This window comes from Acidimicrobiia bacterium (assembly GCA_035651955.1).
GTDB lineage: Bacteria > Actinomycetota > Acidimicrobiia > IMCC26256 > JAMXLJ01 > JAMXLJ01.
Genome location: DASRES010000083.1, coordinates 1 through 16,610 on the forward strand (window position 1 = coordinate 1; position 16,610 = coordinate 16,610).

A 16,610-nucleotide genomic window follows, 5' to 3' on the forward strand; every position below is an offset into this window, starting at 1 on the left:
CCGCGTCCTCGGCTACCGCGACATCGCGCGGTCGCTCGCGGCGTACGTGAAGGAGATGGGGTTCACGCACGTCGAGCTGATGCCGGTGACCGAGCACCCGTTCTACGGCTCGTGGGGCTACCAGACGACGGGCTATTTCGCGCCGAGCGCGCGCTACGGCTCGCCGCAGGATTTCATGGAGTTCGTCGACCACCTGCACCAGAACGGGATCGGCGTGATCCTGGACTGGGTGCCGTCGCACTTCCCCGCCGACGAGCACGGGCTCGCGTACTTCGACGGCACGCACCTGTTCGAGCACGCCGACCCGCGCCAGGGCTACCACCCCGACTGGGACACGCTGGTGTTCAACTACGGCCGGCACGAGGTGCGCGCGTTCCTGGCCAGTAGCGCGATGTTCTGGCTCGACCGCTACCACGCGGACGGCCTGCGCGTGGACGCGGTCGCGTCGATGCTCTACCTCGACTACTCGCGCAACGAGGGCGAGTGGATCCCCAACGAGTGGGGCGGTCGCGAGAACCTCGACGCGGTCTCGTTCCTGCGCATGCTCAACGAGGAGGTGTACCGGGAGTTCCCCGACGTGCAGACCGTCGCCGAGGAGTCGACCGCGTGGCCGATGGTGTCGCGGCCGACGTACGTGGGCGGCCTGGGGTTCGGCATGAAGTGGGACATGGGGTGGATGCACGACACGTTGCAGTACTTCGAGCGTGACCCGATCCACCGCCGCTACCACCACAGCGAGCTCACGTTCCGCGCCGTGTACGCGCACACCGAGAACTTCGTGATGCCGCTCTCGCACGACGAGGTCGTGCACGGCAAGGGGTCGCTCCTGGCCAAGATGCCGGGCGACGACTGGCAGCGCTTCGCCAACCTGCGACTGCTGTTCGCGTACCAGTACGGGCTCCCCGGCAAGAAGCTGCTGTTCATGGGGTCGGAGGTCGCGCCGTGGGAGGAGTGGAACCACGACGTCGGGCTGCCGTGGCACCTGCGCGACGAGCCGTGGCACGCGGCGATCGGACGCTGGCTCGGCGATCTGAACCGCTTGCACCGCGACCTGCCCGCGCTCCATGCGCGCGATGCCGACCCCGCCGGGTTCCGGTGGCTCGTCGCCGAGGACGCCGACAACAGTGCGCTCGCGTTCATGCGAGTCGCGCCCGGCGCGGATCCGGTCGTCGTGGTGTTCAACTTCACGCCCGTCATCCGCGACAACTACCGCGTCGGGGTGCCCTCGGGCGGGTGGTGGTCCGAGCGCGCCAACAGCGACGCGCGCGAGTACGCCGGCAGCGGTGTGGGCAACTACGGGCGCGTGGAGGCCCATCCCGTCCCGCTGCACGGCCAGCCGTGGTCGCTCACGTTGACGCTCCCGCCCCTGGGCGCGCTGTTCCTCGTTCCCGAGTGACCCGCGCGGTGACGCGGCTGGGCGCGCACGCGCTCGGAGACGGGCGGACCTCCTTCACGGTGTGGGCACCCACGCCGTCGCGGGTCGTGCTGCGCGTGCTGAGCTCGGGTCGGCGCGACGTCGACATGACGCGTGACGACCGCGGCTACTGGTGCACGGTCGTCGACGGGGTCGGGCCCGGCGACCGGTACGTGTACGTGCTCGACGGCGTGGAGCGCGCCGATCCCGCGTCGCGCGCGCAACCCGACGGGGTCGACGGGCCGTCGGCGGTCGTCGACGAGACGTTCGCGTGGACGGACGGCATGTGGCGCAACCCGTCGCTGGATCGCTACGTGATCGAGGAGATCCACGTCGGGACGTTCACCCCCGACGGGACCTTCGCGGCCGCGGGACGCGAGCTGCGCGGGTTGCGCGACGCCGGCATCACCGCCGTCGAGGTGATGCCGATCGCCGAGTTCCCGGGCGCGCGCAACTGGGGCTACGACGGCGTCCTGCCGTACGCCGCGCACCACGCATACGGCGGGATCGACGGGTTCCGGGCGTTCGTCGACGCCGCCCACGCGCTCGGCATGGCCGTGATCCTCGACGTCGTCTACAACCACCTGGGACCCGAGGGGAACCACCTGCGCGACTTCGGTCCGTACTTCACCGACCGGTACCGGACCCCGTGGGGTGACGCGCTCAACTTCGACGGGCCGGGCAGCGACGAGGTGCGCCGCTACTTCGTCGAGAACGCATGGTGGTGGGTCGACGGCGCGCACGTCGACGCGCTCCGACTCGACGCCGTGCACGCGATCGTCGACCCGAGTGCGCACCCGTTCGTGCAGGAGCTGGTCGAGACGGTGCACGAGCGCGCGGCCGCACGCGGGCGGGTCGTGCACGTGATCGCCGAGAGCGCCGCGAACGACGTCCGCGTGATCCGCCCCGTGGAGCTGGGTGGCCTCGGGTGCGACGCGCAATGGAACGACGACTTCCACCACGCGCTCCACGCGCTGCTCACCGGCGAGCGCCACGGCTACTACGAGGACTTCGGCGCGCTCGACGACCTGGCACGCGCGTACACCGACGGCTACGTGTACGACGGCCGCTTCTCGCGCTTCCGTGGCCGCCGCCACGGGTCGCCGTCACGCGGGATGCCGGGGTCGCGCTTCGTCGTGTTCGCGCAGAACCACGACCAGGTGGGCAACCGGATGGCGGGCGACCGCCTGTCCGCCTCCCTCCCGGCGGAGGCGTCGCGTCTCGCCGCGGCCGCGGTGCTCCTGTCACCGTTCGTGCCGCTCGTGTTCCAGGGCGACGAGTACGGCGAGCGCGCGCCGTTCCCGTACTTCGTCAGCCACTCGGATCCGCAGTTGGTGGAGGCGGTGCGGCGCGGGCGGGCCGAGGAGTTCGCGGGCTTCGGGTGGGAAGGTGAGCCGCCCGACCCGCAGAGCGAGGACACGTTCCGGTCCGCGGTGTTGCATCGTGGTCGCTCGTCGCCCGACGCCGACGCGATGAGAGCGTGGTTCCGGACGCTCCTCGACGTGCGCGCGTCGGTGCCCGCGTTCGCTCGTCTCGACCCGTCCGCGTGCGACGTGTCGACGCACCCCGACGCGCGCACGCTGGTCGTGCAGCGCCGTGCGGGCGAGGACCTGGGCGCGCTCGTCCTCCACTTCGGTGACGACGCCGTGGACGTGCGCGCGCCGCTGCGCCGCAGGCGGTGGCGCGTGCTCGCGGGCGACACCGACGGCGACCGCGCCAACGGCGGCGACGTGCTGTCCGACGGGGAAGCGACACTTCGCGTCGGCCCCTGGGGAGTGCTCGTGCTGCACCGCCAGTCGTGAGCCCGCCGGTCTCGACGTACCGCCTGCAGCTCCACGCGGGCTTCACGTTCGCGGACGCGCGCGCGGTCCTCGGGTACCTCGACGACCTCGGCGTGTCGCACGTGTACCTCTCCCCCGTCACGACCGCGGTCGCCGGGAGCATGCACGGCTACGACGTGATCGACCCCACGCGCGTCAGCGACGAGCTCGGCGGCGCCGACGGGCTGCGCGAGCTCGCCGCCGACGCGCACGGCCGCGGCCTCGGGCTCGTCGTCGACATCGTCCCGAACCACCTCGCCGCGTCCGTCGACAACCCGTGGTGGTGGGGGACGTTGCGCGACGGTCCCGACGCACCCCACGCGCGGGTCTTCGACGTCGACTGGACGGACGGGCGCGTCTTGCTGCCGGTGGTCGACCGGCCCGTCGAGCAGTGTGTCGTTCGCGGCGACGTGCGCGTCGGACACGACGGTCTGCTCCACGTCGGCGGCATGGTCCTGCCGCTGCGCGACGGCGACGTGAGCGGCACGGTGCACGACGTGCTCGCGCGCCAGCACTACGAGCTGGTCGACTGGCACGAGCCCCGCCGCAACTACCGGAGGTTCTTCGACGTCGACTCGCTCGTCGGGGTGCGGGTCGACGATCCGCTCGTGTTCGAGGAGACCCACGCGCTCGTGCGCTCCCTCCTGCGGGACGGCGTGATCGACGGGCTGCGGGTCGACCACGTGGACGGGCTGCGCGATCCGCTCGCGTACCTCCGGCGTTTGCGCGCGCTGGCGGGCGACGGGACGTACGTCGTCGTGGAGAAGATCCTCACCGGCGACGAGACGCTGCGCGACGGGTGGCCCGTCGACGGCACGACGGGCTACGACGCGATGACCGACCTCGACGACGTGCTCGTGGACCCGGACGGCTGGCGAACGCTGGCGCGTGTGCAGCCCCCGTTCGAGACCGTGGAGCGCGAGGCCAAGCGCATGGTGCTCGAAGAGCTCTTGCGCCCCGAGCTCGACCGTGTGGTCGAGGCACTGGGCGAGCGCGAGCGGACGAGCGTGACGGCACTGACCGTCGCGCTGCCCGTCTACCGCACGTACCTCGACGGCGACGGGCCGGGTGACGAGGACCTCGACGTCCTCACGCACGCGGCGGAGCGGGTCGGGACGAGCGAGGCGGCCGCGCTGGTGGAGCGGCTGACCTCGGCCGGGGCGCGTGACGTCGCGATGCGCTGGCAGCAGCTGTGCGGACCGGTGATGGCGAAGGGCCACGAGGACACCGCGCTCTACCGCGATGCCGTCCTCGTGTCGCGCAACGACGTCGGTGGCGATCCCGGACGGGCGCCCGACCACGCGGTCGCGCGGTTGCACGCGCGGAACGCTGCTCGGGCGGAGCGTTGGCCGCGCACCATGCTCGCGACGAGCACGCACGACACGAAGCGCAGCGAGGACGTCCGGGCGCGCATCGCGGTGCTGTCCGAGCGCGCGGACGAGTTCGAGGCGGGGTTGGCGCGCTTGCGAGACCGTCTGGACCTGTCTGCGCTGACCGCCGTCGAGCAGCGACTCCTCGCGCAGACGTTGCTCGGCGTGGGGCTCGACGGCCCCGACCTTCGTGCGCGCCTCCACGACTACCTGCGCAAGGCGCTGCGCGAGGCGAAGCAGCAGACGAGCTGGCTCTCCCCCGACGAGGCACACGAGCGTGCCGTGCTCGCCGCGCTCGACGCGTGTCTCGCGAACGGCGGCACGGCGTACCTCGCCGCGTTCGGCGATCTCGTCGGGTGCGTGGCGCGCGCGGGCGCGCACAACTCGCTGGTGCTCGCACTCCTGAAGCTCGCGGGTCCCGGCGTCGCCGACACGTACCAGGGCACGGAGCTGATCGATCTGAGCCTCGTCGACCCCGACAACCGCCGGCCCGTCGACTTCGCACGACGTCGAACGCTGCTGCGTGATGCGTCGGACGATCCCGACGGCCGGAAGCTGCTCACGACGACGCGCGCGCTGCACGCGCGGCGCGAGCACCCCGCGCTGTTCGTCGGCGGCGCATACGTGCCGCTGGCGTGCGACGACGCGCGAGTCATCGCGTTCGCCCGTCGTGAGGGTGACGACTGGGCGGTCGCGATCGCGTCACGGTTCCCGACACGCGGCGTCGCGGACGGCGTGCTCGCGCTGCCCGAGCGTGCACCACGTGAGTGGCACGACGCGCTCGGGGATCGCGCAGTCGGCGCCGTCGACGGCGCGCTCGACCTCGCCGACGTGCTGGCGACGCTCCCCGTCGCGCTGCTGCTCGGCTCAGCGTGACCGGCAGGCGAGCGTCACGTGCACGACGCGTGAGGGCGCGCGCACGACGTCGACGCACTCGTACGTCTCGTCGATGGCGTCGACGTCCTCGAACAGCCGTTCACCGCGGCCGAGGAGCACGGGCGTGATCGCGAGATGCAGCTCGTCGACGAGCCCCGCGCGCAGGTACTGCCGCAGCGTCGAGACGCCACCGCCGACGCGAACGTCGGCGTCGCCCGCGGCCGCGAACGCCTGCTCGCGGGCGGCCTCGATCCCGTCGGTGACGAAGTGGAACGTCGTGCCGCCCTGCATCTCGATCGGCGGACGCGGGTGGTGGGTGAGGACGAAGACGGGGTGGTGGAACGGCGGGTCGTCACCCCACCAGCCCGTCCAGTCACTGTCACCCCATTCGTCACGAACGGGGCCGAACATGTTCCGGCCCATGATCGTGGCGCCGAGGCCGTCGAAGCCGGCACCGACGAAGTCGTCGTCGACGCCCGTCTCGCCGCCGTCCTCGCCGATCATCGCCCGGCCGGTCCGCGTCTCGAAGATCCACTCGTGCATGCGCTCGCCGCCGACACCGAGCGGGTGGTCGATGCTCTGGTCCGGGCCCGCGCCGAACCCGTCGAGCGAGACCGCGAAGTCGTGCACACGCAGCTTCGTCATGTGCGTCGTGACGCTACGCGGCGACGGGACTCATCGGTGCGTGCGGTCCCGCGGGACCGGTGCTACCATACGAACGTACGTTCGCTTCCCCGCTCGTTCCGTGTCGTCGCGACGACGGAGGTTCGGAGATGCCCGGAGTGGTGGAGGCGACGGCTATGCCGTTGGAGCGCCTCGAGGCGGAGATCACACAGCTGGCCGCGCACCTGGACGCAGCCAGGTGCCGGTGGTTGCTGCTCGTCGCGGAGTTCGACCGGCGGGCCGGCTACGAGACGTGGGGCTGTCGGTCGTGCGCGCAGTGGCTGAGCTGGCACTGCGGCGTCGACGAGCGCGCGGCGCGGGAGCGGGTCCGGGTTGCGCGCGCGTTGGAGGAGCTCCCCGCAGTTCGCGACGCGTTCGCGTCGGGGCGGCTGTCGTACTCGAAGGTGCGCGCGCTGACGCGCATCGCGACGGCGGGCAACGAGGACGAGCTCGTCGACCTGGCGTTGCACGCGACTGCGGTACAGGTCGAGCGGATCGTGCGCGCGTACCGCGGCGTGAGGGACGAACAGGACGAGACCGCGGAGGCGAACCGCCGGCACGCCGAGCCTCACGTGCGCCTCGACGCCAACGACGACGGCACGGTGTCGATCCACGGCCGCCTGCCCGCCGAGACGGCAGCCGTCGTCCGCGCCGCGCTCGAAGCGGTGCGCACGCGCGGTCCCGCGGGACCGGCCGCGACGACGAACGCGGATGCACTCGTCGAGATCTGCGAGACGTACCTCGCGGTCGGCCCGCATGCCCGCACCGGCGGTGAGCGCACCCAGGTCGTGGTGCACGTCGGCGAGGACCGCGAATGCACGCTGGACGACGACACCTGGATCGCACCCGAGACGGCGCGCCGGCTCGCCTGCGACGCGTCCGTCGTCGAGGTGCGTCCCGGCGGGACAGCATCGAAGCGGACGCGGACCGTCCCCGCGGCGACGCGCCGTGCGGTGCACGCGCGCGACCGCGGCTGCCGGTTCCCGGGCTGTCACGGGCGGGTCTTCCTCGACGTGCACCACATCAGGCACTGGGCGCACGGCGGGACGCACGACCTCGCCAACCTCGTCGAGCTCTGCTGGCACCACCATCGCCTCGTCCACGAAGGAGGCTGGTCGCTCCGGCGCGAGCCAGGCGGGGCCGACGGGACCTTCGTCGCGATCGACCCGCTCGGCAGGGTCGTCCGACCCGGGCAACCGGCTCGCACGGGCGACCAGCACGCGATCGAGGACGACAACCGCCGTCGCGGCATCGCGATCGACTCGACCACGCCGATCGCGCGCTGGTACGGCGACCCGCTCGACCTCGACCACGTCGTGACCGCACTCTGGTGCATCGACCACCGCGGTCCCGCGGGACCGCCCGACGACGAAGAGGATGCGGACGCAGCATGACGCTCGCCGGCGGCCTCGTGGCCGAGAGCCTGCGGGTCGGGTTCGCGATCGACGGTGTCGACCTGCGCGTGACGAGGATCTCCCGTGCCGAGTGGGGCGACGTCGGCGCGGGCCAACCATCCGTGTGGACGCTGATCGACTTCACCGCGGACGACGGCGACGCCGACGAGCTCGCGCGCGCACTCGCGGCCGCGCTCGACCCGGTCGGCGGCTGGTACTGCGACTTCCACTCTGCCGACGAGTCGTTCGTCGTGTTCGCGAACGTGGTCTTCCGCTATCCGCGCGGCGATCACGACGGACGCGCGGCCGCCGAGGACCACGCGCGTGCCGTCGGAGTACCCGAGTCGCAGCTCGACTGGCCGGACTGAGCGCCGTCCCGCGGGACCGGTCGACGACGAACAGGGGAACACGCGTGACGAAGCCGGGGTGGATCGTCGTGCTCAACGGTGCCCCGCGCGCCGGCAAGTCGAGCATCGTGCGCGTCGTGCAGGAGACGTTCGACGGTCCGTGGATGAACCTCGGTGTCGACGTGTTCGCTCGCGCCGTCACGCCGCCGCGCTACCAGCCGGGCATCGGACTCCGTCCGGGCGGTGAGCGACCCGATCTCGAACCGCTCGTCTCCGCGTTCTACGCGGCCCTCTACGACTCGGTTGCGGCGCACAGCCGGCGCGCGCTGAACGTCGTCGTCGACGTCGACCACCACGACTCGTACTCGACGCCGCTGCGGATCCTCCCGAACGTCGCGCGGCAGGTCGCCGACCTCCCGACGCTGCTCGTCGGCGTCCGCTGCCGGATCGGGGTGATCATGCAGCGGCGCGGGCTCGACGGCGACCCGCCGCCGCCCGTCCTGCGCTGGCAGACCGAGGTCCACACGCCGGGGATCTACGACCTCGAGGTCGACACTTCTGTGCTGACACCCGAGGAGTGCGCCGCACGGATCCGCGACCGCGTCGAGCACAGCCCGCCCGGCGACGCGTTCACGCGCATCGCCGCGCTCGACACGCGACGATGACCCGCGTGACCCGTCTCGCGCCCCCGCTCGCCGCGCCGCTGCCGGACGTGACGACGGCCCGCCTCGACCTGCGCCGGTTCGCGCCGAGCGACCTCGACGAGCTCGCCGTCGTGTTCGCGCAGCATGAGGTGTGGGAGTTCCCGTTCGGCCGCGGCTTCACGCGCGACGAGACGCAGGCGTTCCTCGACGCGCAGCTCGACGAATGGACGGAGCTCGGGATGGGCTGCTGGATCGCGCGCACACGCGCCGACGGCCGCGTGATCGGCTACCTCGGCCTGTCGGTCCCGACGTTCCTGCCCGAGATCCTCCCCGCCGTCGAGGTCGGATGGCGGCTCGCGCCCGGCGCGTGGGGTCACGGGTACGCGACCGAGGGTGCCACCGCCGCGCTCGATCACGCGTTCGCGACGCTCGCGCTCGAACGCGTGTGCTCGCTCCCGCAGGCCGACAACACGCGCTCGGTCCGGGTCGCGGAACGCCTCGGCATGACGCGGACACGCGATCTCCTCGCACCACCGACCGACCGCCGGGGCGCGGTGGCCGTCGCGCACTTCGAGGTCACCGCGGCCGAGTGGGACGAGCGCGCTACCCGCCCGGGTCGACCCGCATGAGCAGCACCAGCGAACGCGCCTCGACGTCGAGCTGCTCGGCCGCCTTGACCTCGACGTGGTCGCGCCGGTCGACGACGCCCACCTCCGCCGTGTCGAGCAGCTTCTCCCACCGCCGGCCCCACTGCTCACCCGGGAGCGAGAACGTCATGCGCTCGTGGTGCGCGTTGAAGATCACGTAGAACGTCTCGTCGAGCACCTGCTGCCCGCGCGCGTCGAGATAGTGGATCCCGTCGCCGTTGAGGAACACGCCGAGCGACTTCGCGAAGCTCACGTTCCAGTCCTCGTCCGTCATCTCCCCGCCGTCGGGCGTGAACCATGCGATGTCGCCGACCCCACCGCCGCGGATCGGCTGGCCCTGGAACCACCGGCGCCGGCGGAACACCGGGTGCTCGGCGCGCAGCTGCACGAGCCGCCGGGTGAACTGGAGCAGCGACTCGTCGAACGTGCCCCAGTCCATCCACGAGATCTCGTTGTCCTGGCAGTACGCGTTGTTGTTGCCGCCCTGCGTGCGACCGCGCTCGTCGCCTGCGAGCAGCATCGGGACGCCCTGTGACAGGAACAGCGTCGCCAGGAAGTTGCGCTGCTGGCGATGGCGCAGCGCGAGCACGTCGGGATCGTCCGTCGGACCCTCGACGCCGCAGTTCCACGACCGGTTGAAGCTCTCGCCGTCGCGGTTGTCCTCGCCGTTCGCCTCGTTGTGCTTGTCGTTGTACGCGACGAGGTCGGCGAGCGTGAACCCGTCGTGCGCGGTGACGAAGTTGATGCTCGCCGACGGCCGGCGGCCCGTCTGCTCGTAGAGGTCCGAGCTGCCCGTGAACCGGTACGCGAACTCGCCCAACGTCCGGTCCTCGCCCCGCCAGTAGTCGCGCACGGTGTCGCGGTAGCGGCCGTTCCACTCGGACCACTGGGGCGGGAAGTTCCCGACCTGGTAACCGCCCTCGCCGACGTCCCACGGCTCGGCGATCAGCTTGACCTGCGAGATGACCGGGTCCTGCTGGATGAGGTCGAAGAACGCGGACAGCCGGTCGACGTCGTGCAGCGTGCGCGCCAGCGTCGCGGCGAGGTCGAAGCGGAAGCCGTCGACGTGCATCTCGAGGACCCAGTACCGCAGGCTGTCCATCACGAGCTGCAACACATGCGGGTCGCGCATGTTCAGCGTGTTGCCGGTACCCGTGTAGTCGACGTAGTAGCGCGGGTCCTCCTCCGACAGCCGGTAGTACGCGCGGTTGTCGAGACCCTTGAACGACAGCATCGGCCCGAGGTGGTTGCCCTCGGCCGTGTGGTTGTAGACGACGTCGAGGATGACCTCGATGCCGGCCTCGTGCATCGTGCGGACGAGCTGCTTGAACTCCTGCACCTGCTGGCCGAGCGACCCCGATGAGCTGTACTCGTTGTGCGGCGCGAGAAAGCAGATCGAGTTGTAGCCCCAGTAGTTGCGCAGCCCGCGCCGCACGAGCGCGTCGTCGTGCACGAACTGGTGGACGGGCTGCAGCTCGATCGCCGTGACGCCGAGCTGCTGCAGGTACTCGACGACGTTCGGCATCGCGAGCCCCGCGTACGTGCCGCGCAGCTCGGGCGGCACGCCGGGATGCCGCGCCGTGAACCCCTTGACGTGCATCTCGTACACGACCGTGCGGTGCCACGGCGTGTCGGGCGGACGGTCGTTGCCCCAGTCGAAGAACGGGTTGGTGACGACGTTCTTCGGCATGTACCGCGCGCTGTCCGCCGTGCTCGCGCGGTTCTCGTCGCCGAAGCGGTACGGGAACACGGCGCGGTCCCACCGCACCTGACCCTCGACCGCCTTCGCGTACGGGTCGAGCAGGAGCTTCGCCGGGTTGCACCGCAACCCCTGGTGCGGCGACCACGGCCCGTAGACGCGGTAGCCGTACCGCTGCCCCGGTGACACGCCGGGCAGGAAGCCGTGGTGGATGTACGCGCTGCGTTCGGGCAGCTCCACGCGTGTCTCGCGGCCGTTGGTGTCGAACAAGCACAGCTCGACGCGGTCGCCCACGTCGGAGAACACCGAGAAGTTCGTGCCGGTCCCGTCGTAGGTCGCACCGAGCGGGTAGGCCCGGCCGGGCCAGACGATCGGCCTCCCGGAGGATCTGGGCCCCGGCGAGGCCAGCGGCGAGGACGGCATGACCAATGGTGCCTTCCCGGACCGCCCGGTGCACCAACCGGCGTCCGCCCGGGCCGACCCAGCGTGACGGCCGGCGACACGCCGTGAGAGCGCCGCCGCCCGCATGCGCCCACCGGGCCCCGGGGTAATGCGCGGCCGGACGGGCAACGCGGCCCGACAATACGCCGGAGGACGAATGAACCCGATCGACCTGCTCACGGACGACCACGGGCGCGTCGACCATGCCTTCGCGAAGGACGACGAGCTCGGCGGGCGCGCATGACCGTCCACGCACCGCCGCGGCTGCGCCTCGCCACGCCCGTCCTCGTCGTGTCGCCGCACCTCGACGACGCCGTGATGAGCTGCGGCGCGCTGATCGCCGCCCATCCCGGCACCGTCGTCGCGACGGTGTTCGCGGGCCGGCCACCCGCCGGCACGCCCCCGACCGAGTGGGACCGCGCGTCGGGCTTCGGCCCCGGCGACGACATCGTCGGGCATCGGCGTCGCGAGGATCGCCGCGCGCTCCGCCAGCTCGGCGCCGAACCCGTCTGGTTGCGCTTCCGCGACGCGCAGTACCGCGACGACCACGACGGCCCGCGCGACCTCGACGAGGTGGCGGACGCGATCGTGTCGGTGATCGACGCGTACGGCGCCGCGACCGTCGTCACGCCGCTCGGGCTCTTCCACGACGACCACCGCGACACCCGCGCTGCGTGCCTGCGCGCACGCTCGAGGACCGGCGACGTGGCGTGGCTGGCGTACGCGGAGTCGCCGTACCGCGCGCTCGACGGCGAGGTGGAGCGCGCGCTGGACGAGCTACGCGACGTGGGGATCGAGCCCCACCCGGCCCCGCCCGTCCCCGTCGACCGCGAGCGCAAGGAGCGCGCGGTGACCTGCTACGCCTCGCAGCTGCGTGCGCTCGACACGCCCGGCCGCCCCGGCCACGACGACGCGCTCCGGGCCGAGGAGTACTGGTGGCTCACGCGCTAGCCGGCCAGGTCCCCGGGCTGCGTTCCGACGTGGCCGTCGTCGTCATCACCCGCAACCGTCGCGACGACCTGTTGCAAACCGTCGTCGGGCTCGTCGGCCTGCCCGAGAACCCGCGGGTCGTCGTCGTCGACAACGCGTCGGAGGACGGCTCCGTCGCCGCGCTCCGCGCGCTGGGCGCGGACGTCGACGTCATCGCCGCGAGCACGAACCTCGAGGCGTCCGCACGAACCGTCGGCGCGCAGATCTCGGACTGCCGGTACGTCGCGTTCTGCGACGACGACGTGTGCTGGCAACCGGGTGCCCTCACCCGTGCCGTCCAGGTCCTCGACGCGCACCCGTCCGTCGCGCTCGTGTGTGGACGGGTCGTCGTCGGTGACGACGCGCACGACGACGCCACGTGCGAGTTCCTGGCGCGCAGCCCGATCCCGCCCCGGGCGGGGCTCCCCGGCCCGCGGCTCGTGGGGTTCCTCGCCAGCGCCTCCGTCGTGCGTCGCGACGCGTTCATCGCGACGGGCGGGTTCGAGCCGCGCCTGGGCGTGGGCGGCGAGGAGTCCGTCGTCGCGTACCGGCTCGCGGCAGCCGGATGGGACCTCGTCTACGCGCCGGACGTCGTCGTGCACCACCGCCCGTCACCCGTGCGCGACGTCACGGCTCGGCGACGCGTGCTGGCCCGCAACGAGGTGCTCACCGCGGCGCTCGCGCGGCCGCTGCGCGCGCTCGCGCGGACCGCGTCGCGCACCGCCCGCATCGCGGTGCACGACCGCGCGACCGCGCGCGGGCTCGCGGACGCGGCGCTCGCCCTGCCGTGGGCGCTGCGCAACCGCCGGGTCGTGCCCCGACCCGTCGCGCGCGAGATCGACGTCGCGGAGCGCGCCTGGCTCGCCCACGAGCGACGGCGCGGCTCGGTGACACAGGGGTCGGTGCCACAGCGGTCCGCGCCGCACGCTCGCGACCGTTTGCAGGCGCACCGGCCCGGGGTAGCACGCGCACCGATGCCGCCGTCCGTCTCACGCCCGTGACACGACCGATCGTCGTCGTCGGCGACGCGCTCCTCGACCGCGACCTCGACGGCCGGGTCGAGCGCCTGTGTCCCGACGCGCCCGCGCCGGTGGTCGACGACATCGAGGCTCGGGCCCGGCCCGGCGGCGCCGCGCTCGCCGCCGCGCTGCTCGCACGCGACACGAGCGGCGACCGTGACGTCGTGCTCGTCACCGCGCTCGGCCGCGACGGCGCGGGCCGCGAGCTGCGCGCGCTGGCGACCGCAGCCGGGATCGACGTCGAGGACCTGGGTCAGGCCGGCGCCACGCCCGAGAAGGTGCGGGTACGCGCGGGCGACCGCCCCGTCGCCCGCCTCGACTACGGCGGGCGCGAGGCGAGGGGCATCGGCGACCTCACCACACGCGCGGCGCGGTCCATCGAGGAGGCCGCGGCGGTGCTCGTCGCGGACTACGGCCGTGGCCTCACCTCGCTCCCGGCGGTTCGTGACGCGCTCGCGCGACGGCGACGTGACGCGCCGCTGGTGTGGGACCCGCACCCGCGGGGTGCCGAGCCGGTGCCGGCCGCGTCGCTCGTCACCCCGAACGAGCCCGAGGTCGCGACGTTCGCGGACGCGGCGACCCGGACCCTGGCCGACCTCGCGGCACGGGCCGAGTGGCTGCGGCGCACGTGGGACGCGCGCGCGGTCGCGGTGACGCGCGGCGAGCGCGGTGCGCTGCTCGCGACGGGCGCCGCGCACCCACTCGTCGTGCCCACGGAGCGCTGTGTATCGGGAGACGCGTGCGGCGCGGGCGATCGCTTCGCGTCGGCCGCGCTGCTCGCGCTCGCTCGGGGTGCGCTTCCGTCCGAGGCGGTCGTCGCGGCGGTCGCGTCCGCCACCGCGTTCGTCGCGGCCGGTGGCGCGGGCGCCGTACGGTTCGAGCGGACGCCCGACCGCTCGGCGCGTCACACGGACGCGAACGCGTTCGACGTCGCTGCGTCGATCCGGGCCCGCGGTGGGACGGTGGTCGCGACGTCGGGATGCTTCGACCTGCTCCATGCGGGTCACGTCAGCGCGCTGCGCGCGGCACGGGCGCTCGGCGACTGGCTCGTCGTGTGTCTCAACTCGGACCCGTCGGTCCGCCGGCTGAAAGGGCCGGACCGTCCGCTCGTGCCCGAGCACGATCGGGCCGAGGTGCTGCGGGGCCTCGCGTGCGTCGACGAGGTCGTCCTCTTCGACGACGACACGCCGGCGCGCGTGCTCGAGGCGCTCCAGCCGCACGTCTTCGTGAAGGGCGGCGACTACGGCACGACGTCGCTGCCCGAGGCCGACGTGATGACCCGCTGGGGTGGGCAGGCGGTCATCGTCCCGTACCTGGAGGGTCGTTCGACGACCCAGCTCGTGGAGGAGGTCCGGCGTGCAGGTTCGTAGCGACGCGCCCGAGACGCGCGGCAGCGCCGGGGATCCGCGCCGCGGCGCCGGGGAACTGGGAGTCGTGCTCGTCACCGGAGGGGCGTCGGGACTCGGCGCCGCGGTGGTCGACGCGGTCGCCGAGGCCGGCGGCAAGCCCGTCGTGCTCGACCGGGTCGAGCCCGAGCGCGCGACGCGCGGCGACGCGCTCGACTTCGAGCAGGTCGACCTGGCCGACGGGCGCGCCGCGGAGGCGACCGTCCGTCGCGTCGCGGACCGGCTGGGCGAGATCAATGCCGTCGTCACCTGCGCGGGCATCGACTCGTGCGGAACGCTCGCCGACGTCCCGGCCGAGGACTGGGAGCGGGTCGTGCGCGTCAACCTCCTGGGCACCGTCGCGGTGGTGCGCGCCGCGCTCCCCTCGCTCCAGGCGACGCACGGCCGCGTGGTGACGGTCGCGTCGACGCTCGGCCTGCGCGCGGTCAGCGACGCGACGGCGTACTGCGCGAGCAAGTTCGGCGTCGTCGGCTTCACCCGCGCGCTCGCGACGGAGCTCCAGGGGAAGGTCGGCGTGACGCTCCTCGTGCCGGGCGGGATGGACACGCCGTTCTTCGACACGCGCGACGAGCAGTACAAGCCCCCGCCCGGGATGAAGATGAACGACCCGGGCAACGTCGCGGCGGCGGTGGTCTTCGCGTTGCACCAGCCCGCGGGGAGCGAGGTGCGCGAGCTCGTCGTCTGCCCGTCGGTCGAGTCGTCGTGGCCGTGATCGGCGGATGACGACGACGAGCGCCGCGACGGGCGCGCGCGACCGTGACTTCCGTCCCGTCCTGCTCGTGCTCCGCGCGCTCGGCGTCGGCGACCTGTTGACCGCGGTGCCCGCGCTGCGCGCGCTCGCGGATGCGTTCCCCGGGTACCGGCGGGTGCTGGCCGCGCCGGCGCGACTCCGACCGCTCGCGGAGATGTCGGGCGCGGTCGAGGACGTCCTCGACACGGCCGAGCTCCGGCCCGTCGTCGTGGACCGCCCGCCGGTCGTCGCGGTCAACCTCCACGGGCGCGGACCGCAGAGCCACCGCATCGTGCTCGCGACGCGACCGGAGCGGATGCTCGCGTTCGCGCACCGCGACGTCGGCTGCACCCGCGGGCACCCGCGCTGGCGCCGCGACGAGCACGAGGTCGCGCGCTGGTGCCGGCTGTTGAGCGAGGAAGGTGTCCCGGCCGACCCGGCGCGCCTCGACGTGTCGCCGCCGCCCGGTCCCGTGCCCGAGCGCGCCCGCGGCGCGACCGTCGTTCATCCCGGCGCGGCCGACGTCGCACGGCGGTGGCCCGTCGAGCGGTTCGCGCGTGTCGCGCGCGCGGAAGCGCGTTCGGGTCGAACGGTGCTCGTCACCGGCGGGCCGTCCGAGGTGGGGCTCGCCGAAGAGGTCGCAGCGCGCGCCGGTCTCCCCGACGACTCGGTGCTCGCGGGCCGCACGGACCTCGCGCGTCTCGCCCGCGTCGTCGCGGTTGCCGGAAGACTCGTGTCAGGCGACACCGGGATCGCGCACCTCGCGACCGCGCTGCGCACGCCGTCGGTCGTGCTGTTCGGTCCGACGTCACCCGCAGCGTGGGGCCCGCCGCGCGACCGGGCGTGGCACCGCGTGCTGTGGGCTGGGCGCACCGACGATCCGCACGGGACGCGCCCGGACCCCGGCCTGCTCGAGATCAGCGTGAGCGACGTCCTCGCCGCGCTCGACGGGCTGCCGGGCCGGCCTCAGGCGGCCGCGCGACGCTCGGCCTGACGCGCGCGGCGGGCGCGTGCGCGCGTCTGCCGGAGGACGTGCAGCAGCTTGCGCTCCTCGGCGAGCAGCCAGCGGCCGTCGCGTGACGGACCTTCGGCCCACAGCTCCGGCAGCTCGCCCTCGACGTACAGGTCGACGACGTCCGGGTGCACGTACGAGCGCTTGCACACCGCCTTC

Annotated in this window: 15 protein-coding genes; 12 read left to right on the forward strand and 3 right to left on the reverse strand. The window is 73.1% G+C overall.

Translation table 11 applies throughout. From position 1 onward, the window contains the following. From glgB to treY, 3 genes are all read left to right on the forward strand, one after another. Nucleotides 1-1,396: 1,4-alpha-glucan branching protein GlgB (gene glgB, locus VFC33_17870; protein ID HZR15107.1), on the forward strand; the 1,396-nt coding region annotated here is incomplete at its 5' end. Between the two features lie 8 nt (nt 1,397-1,404). Beyond that, nucleotides 1,405-3,216, forward strand: coding sequence for a malto-oligosyltrehalose trehalohydrolase (treZ, locus tag VFC33_17875; GenBank protein ID HZR15108.1), 1,812 nt, complete (start codon nt 1,405-1,407; stop codon nt 3,214-3,216). Then, nucleotides 3,213-5,480 (forward strand): malto-oligosyltrehalose synthase, encoded by a 2,268-nt coding sequence (treY, locus tag VFC33_17880; protein HZR15109.1) that lies wholly within the window; start codon nt 3,213-3,215, stop codon nt 5,478-5,480. Before treZ ends, treY begins: the two co-directional genes overlap by 4 nt. On the opposite strand, the gene VFC33_17885 is transcribed toward treY, so the two are convergent. Then, the gene (locus VFC33_17885; protein ID HZR15110.1) at nt 5,472-6,125 is read right to left on the reverse strand and encodes a dihydrofolate reductase family protein; all 654 of its coding nucleotides are present in this window, start codon (nt 6,123-6,125) and stop codon (nt 5,472-5,474) included. The two genes, treY and VFC33_17885, sit on opposite strands and share 9 nt — an antisense overlap. A 128-nt stretch (nt 6,126-6,253) precedes the next feature. Between VFC33_17885 and VFC33_17890 the strand changes: the two genes are divergently transcribed. Genes VFC33_17890 through VFC33_17905 form a run of 4 tightly spaced genes read left to right on the forward strand, consistent with a single transcriptional unit; the run spans nt 6,254 to nt 9,157 of the window. Further along, complete coding sequence (locus VFC33_17890) at nt 6,254-7,537, forward strand: DUF222 domain-containing protein (protein HZR15111.1); 1,284 nt, start codon at nt 6,254-6,256, stop codon at nt 7,535-7,537. Continuing rightward, nucleotides 7,534-7,905 (forward strand): hypothetical protein, encoded by a 372-nt coding sequence (locus tag VFC33_17895; protein HZR15112.1) that lies wholly within the window; start codon nt 7,534-7,536, stop codon nt 7,903-7,905. The genes VFC33_17890 and VFC33_17895 overlap by 4 nt, the downstream gene beginning before the upstream one ends. A 44-nt stretch (nt 7,906-7,949) precedes the next feature. Beyond that, nucleotides 7,950-8,549 (forward strand): chloramphenicol phosphotransferase, encoded by a 600-nt coding sequence (locus tag VFC33_17900; protein HZR15113.1) that lies wholly within the window; start codon nt 7,950-7,952, stop codon nt 8,547-8,549. Nucleotides 8,550-8,554: 5 nt separating this feature from the next. Next, the gene (locus tag VFC33_17905) at nt 8,555-9,157 is read left to right on the forward strand and encodes a GNAT family N-acetyltransferase (GenBank protein ID HZR15114.1); all 603 of its coding nucleotides are present in this window, start codon (nt 8,555-8,557) and stop codon (nt 9,155-9,157) included. Here VFC33_17905 and glgX read toward each other — a convergent pair. Next, nucleotides 9,132-11,297, reverse strand: a complete 2,166-nt coding sequence (gene glgX, locus VFC33_17910) for a glycogen debranching protein GlgX (GenBank protein HZR15115.1) — start codon at nt 11,295-11,297, stop codon at nt 9,132-9,134. The genes VFC33_17905 and glgX overlap by 26 nt on opposite strands. A 258-nt stretch (nt 11,298-11,555) precedes the next feature. On the opposite strand from glgX, the gene VFC33_17915 reads away from it, so the two are divergent. Genes VFC33_17915 through VFC33_17935 form a run of 5 tightly spaced genes read left to right on the forward strand, consistent with a single transcriptional unit; the run spans nt 11,556 to nt 16,433 of the window. Next, complete coding sequence (locus tag VFC33_17915) at nt 11,556-12,266, forward strand: PIG-L family deacetylase (GenBank protein HZR15116.1); 711 nt, start codon at nt 11,556-11,558, stop codon at nt 12,264-12,266. Next, nucleotides 12,251-13,285, forward strand: a complete 1,035-nt coding sequence (locus tag VFC33_17920; protein ID HZR15117.1) for a glycosyltransferase — start codon at nt 12,251-12,253, stop codon at nt 13,283-13,285. Before VFC33_17915 ends, VFC33_17920 begins: the two co-directional genes overlap by 16 nt. Continuing rightward, the gene (gene rfaE2, locus VFC33_17925) at nt 13,282-14,673 is read left to right on the forward strand and encodes a D-glycero-beta-D-manno-heptose 1-phosphate adenylyltransferase (GenBank protein ID HZR15118.1); all 1,392 of its coding nucleotides are present in this window, start codon (nt 13,282-13,284) and stop codon (nt 14,671-14,673) included. The genes VFC33_17920 and rfaE2 overlap by 4 nt, the downstream gene beginning before the upstream one ends. A gap of 55 nt (nt 14,674-14,728) precedes the next feature. After that, a complete protein-coding gene (locus VFC33_17930) occupies nt 14,729-15,421 on the forward strand; it encodes an SDR family oxidoreductase (GenBank protein HZR15119.1) in 693 nt (230 codons plus the stop codon). 7 nt (nt 15,422-15,428) lie between these two features. Then, nucleotides 15,429-16,433, forward strand: a complete 1,005-nt coding sequence (locus VFC33_17935) for a glycosyltransferase family 9 protein (protein HZR15120.1) — start codon at nt 15,429-15,431, stop codon at nt 16,431-16,433. Here VFC33_17935 and VFC33_17940 read toward each other — a convergent pair. Next, a partial coding sequence (locus VFC33_17940) for a DNA topoisomerase IB (GenBank protein HZR15121.1) occupies nt 16,406-16,610 on the reverse strand: 205 nt, incomplete at its 5' end. The genes VFC33_17935 and VFC33_17940 overlap by 28 nt on opposite strands.

Excerpts from the sequence above, each read along its gene's own strand:
- VFC33_17935 (HZR15120.1), top strand. The coding sequence starts at position 15,429 with ATGACGACGACGAGCGCCGCGACGGGCGCGCGCGACCGTGACTTCCGT.
- VFC33_17885 (HZR15110.1), bottom strand. The coding sequence starts at position 6,125 with ATGACGAAGCTGCGTGTGCACGACTTCGCGGTCTCGCTCGACGGGTTC.
- glgX (HZR15115.1), bottom strand. The coding sequence starts at position 11,297 with ATGCCGTCCTCGCCGCTGGCCTCGCCGGGGCCCAGATCCTCCGGGAGG.
- VFC33_17890 (HZR15111.1), top strand. The coding sequence starts at position 6,254 with ATGCCCGGAGTGGTGGAGGCGACGGCTATGCCGTTGGAGCGCCTCGAG.
- VFC33_17895 (HZR15112.1), top strand. The coding sequence starts at position 7,534 with ATGACGCTCGCCGGCGGCCTCGTGGCCGAGAGCCTGCGGGTCGGGTTC.
- VFC33_17915 (HZR15116.1), top strand. The coding sequence starts at position 11,556 with ATGACCGTCCACGCACCGCCGCGGCTGCGCCTCGCCACGCCCGTCCTC.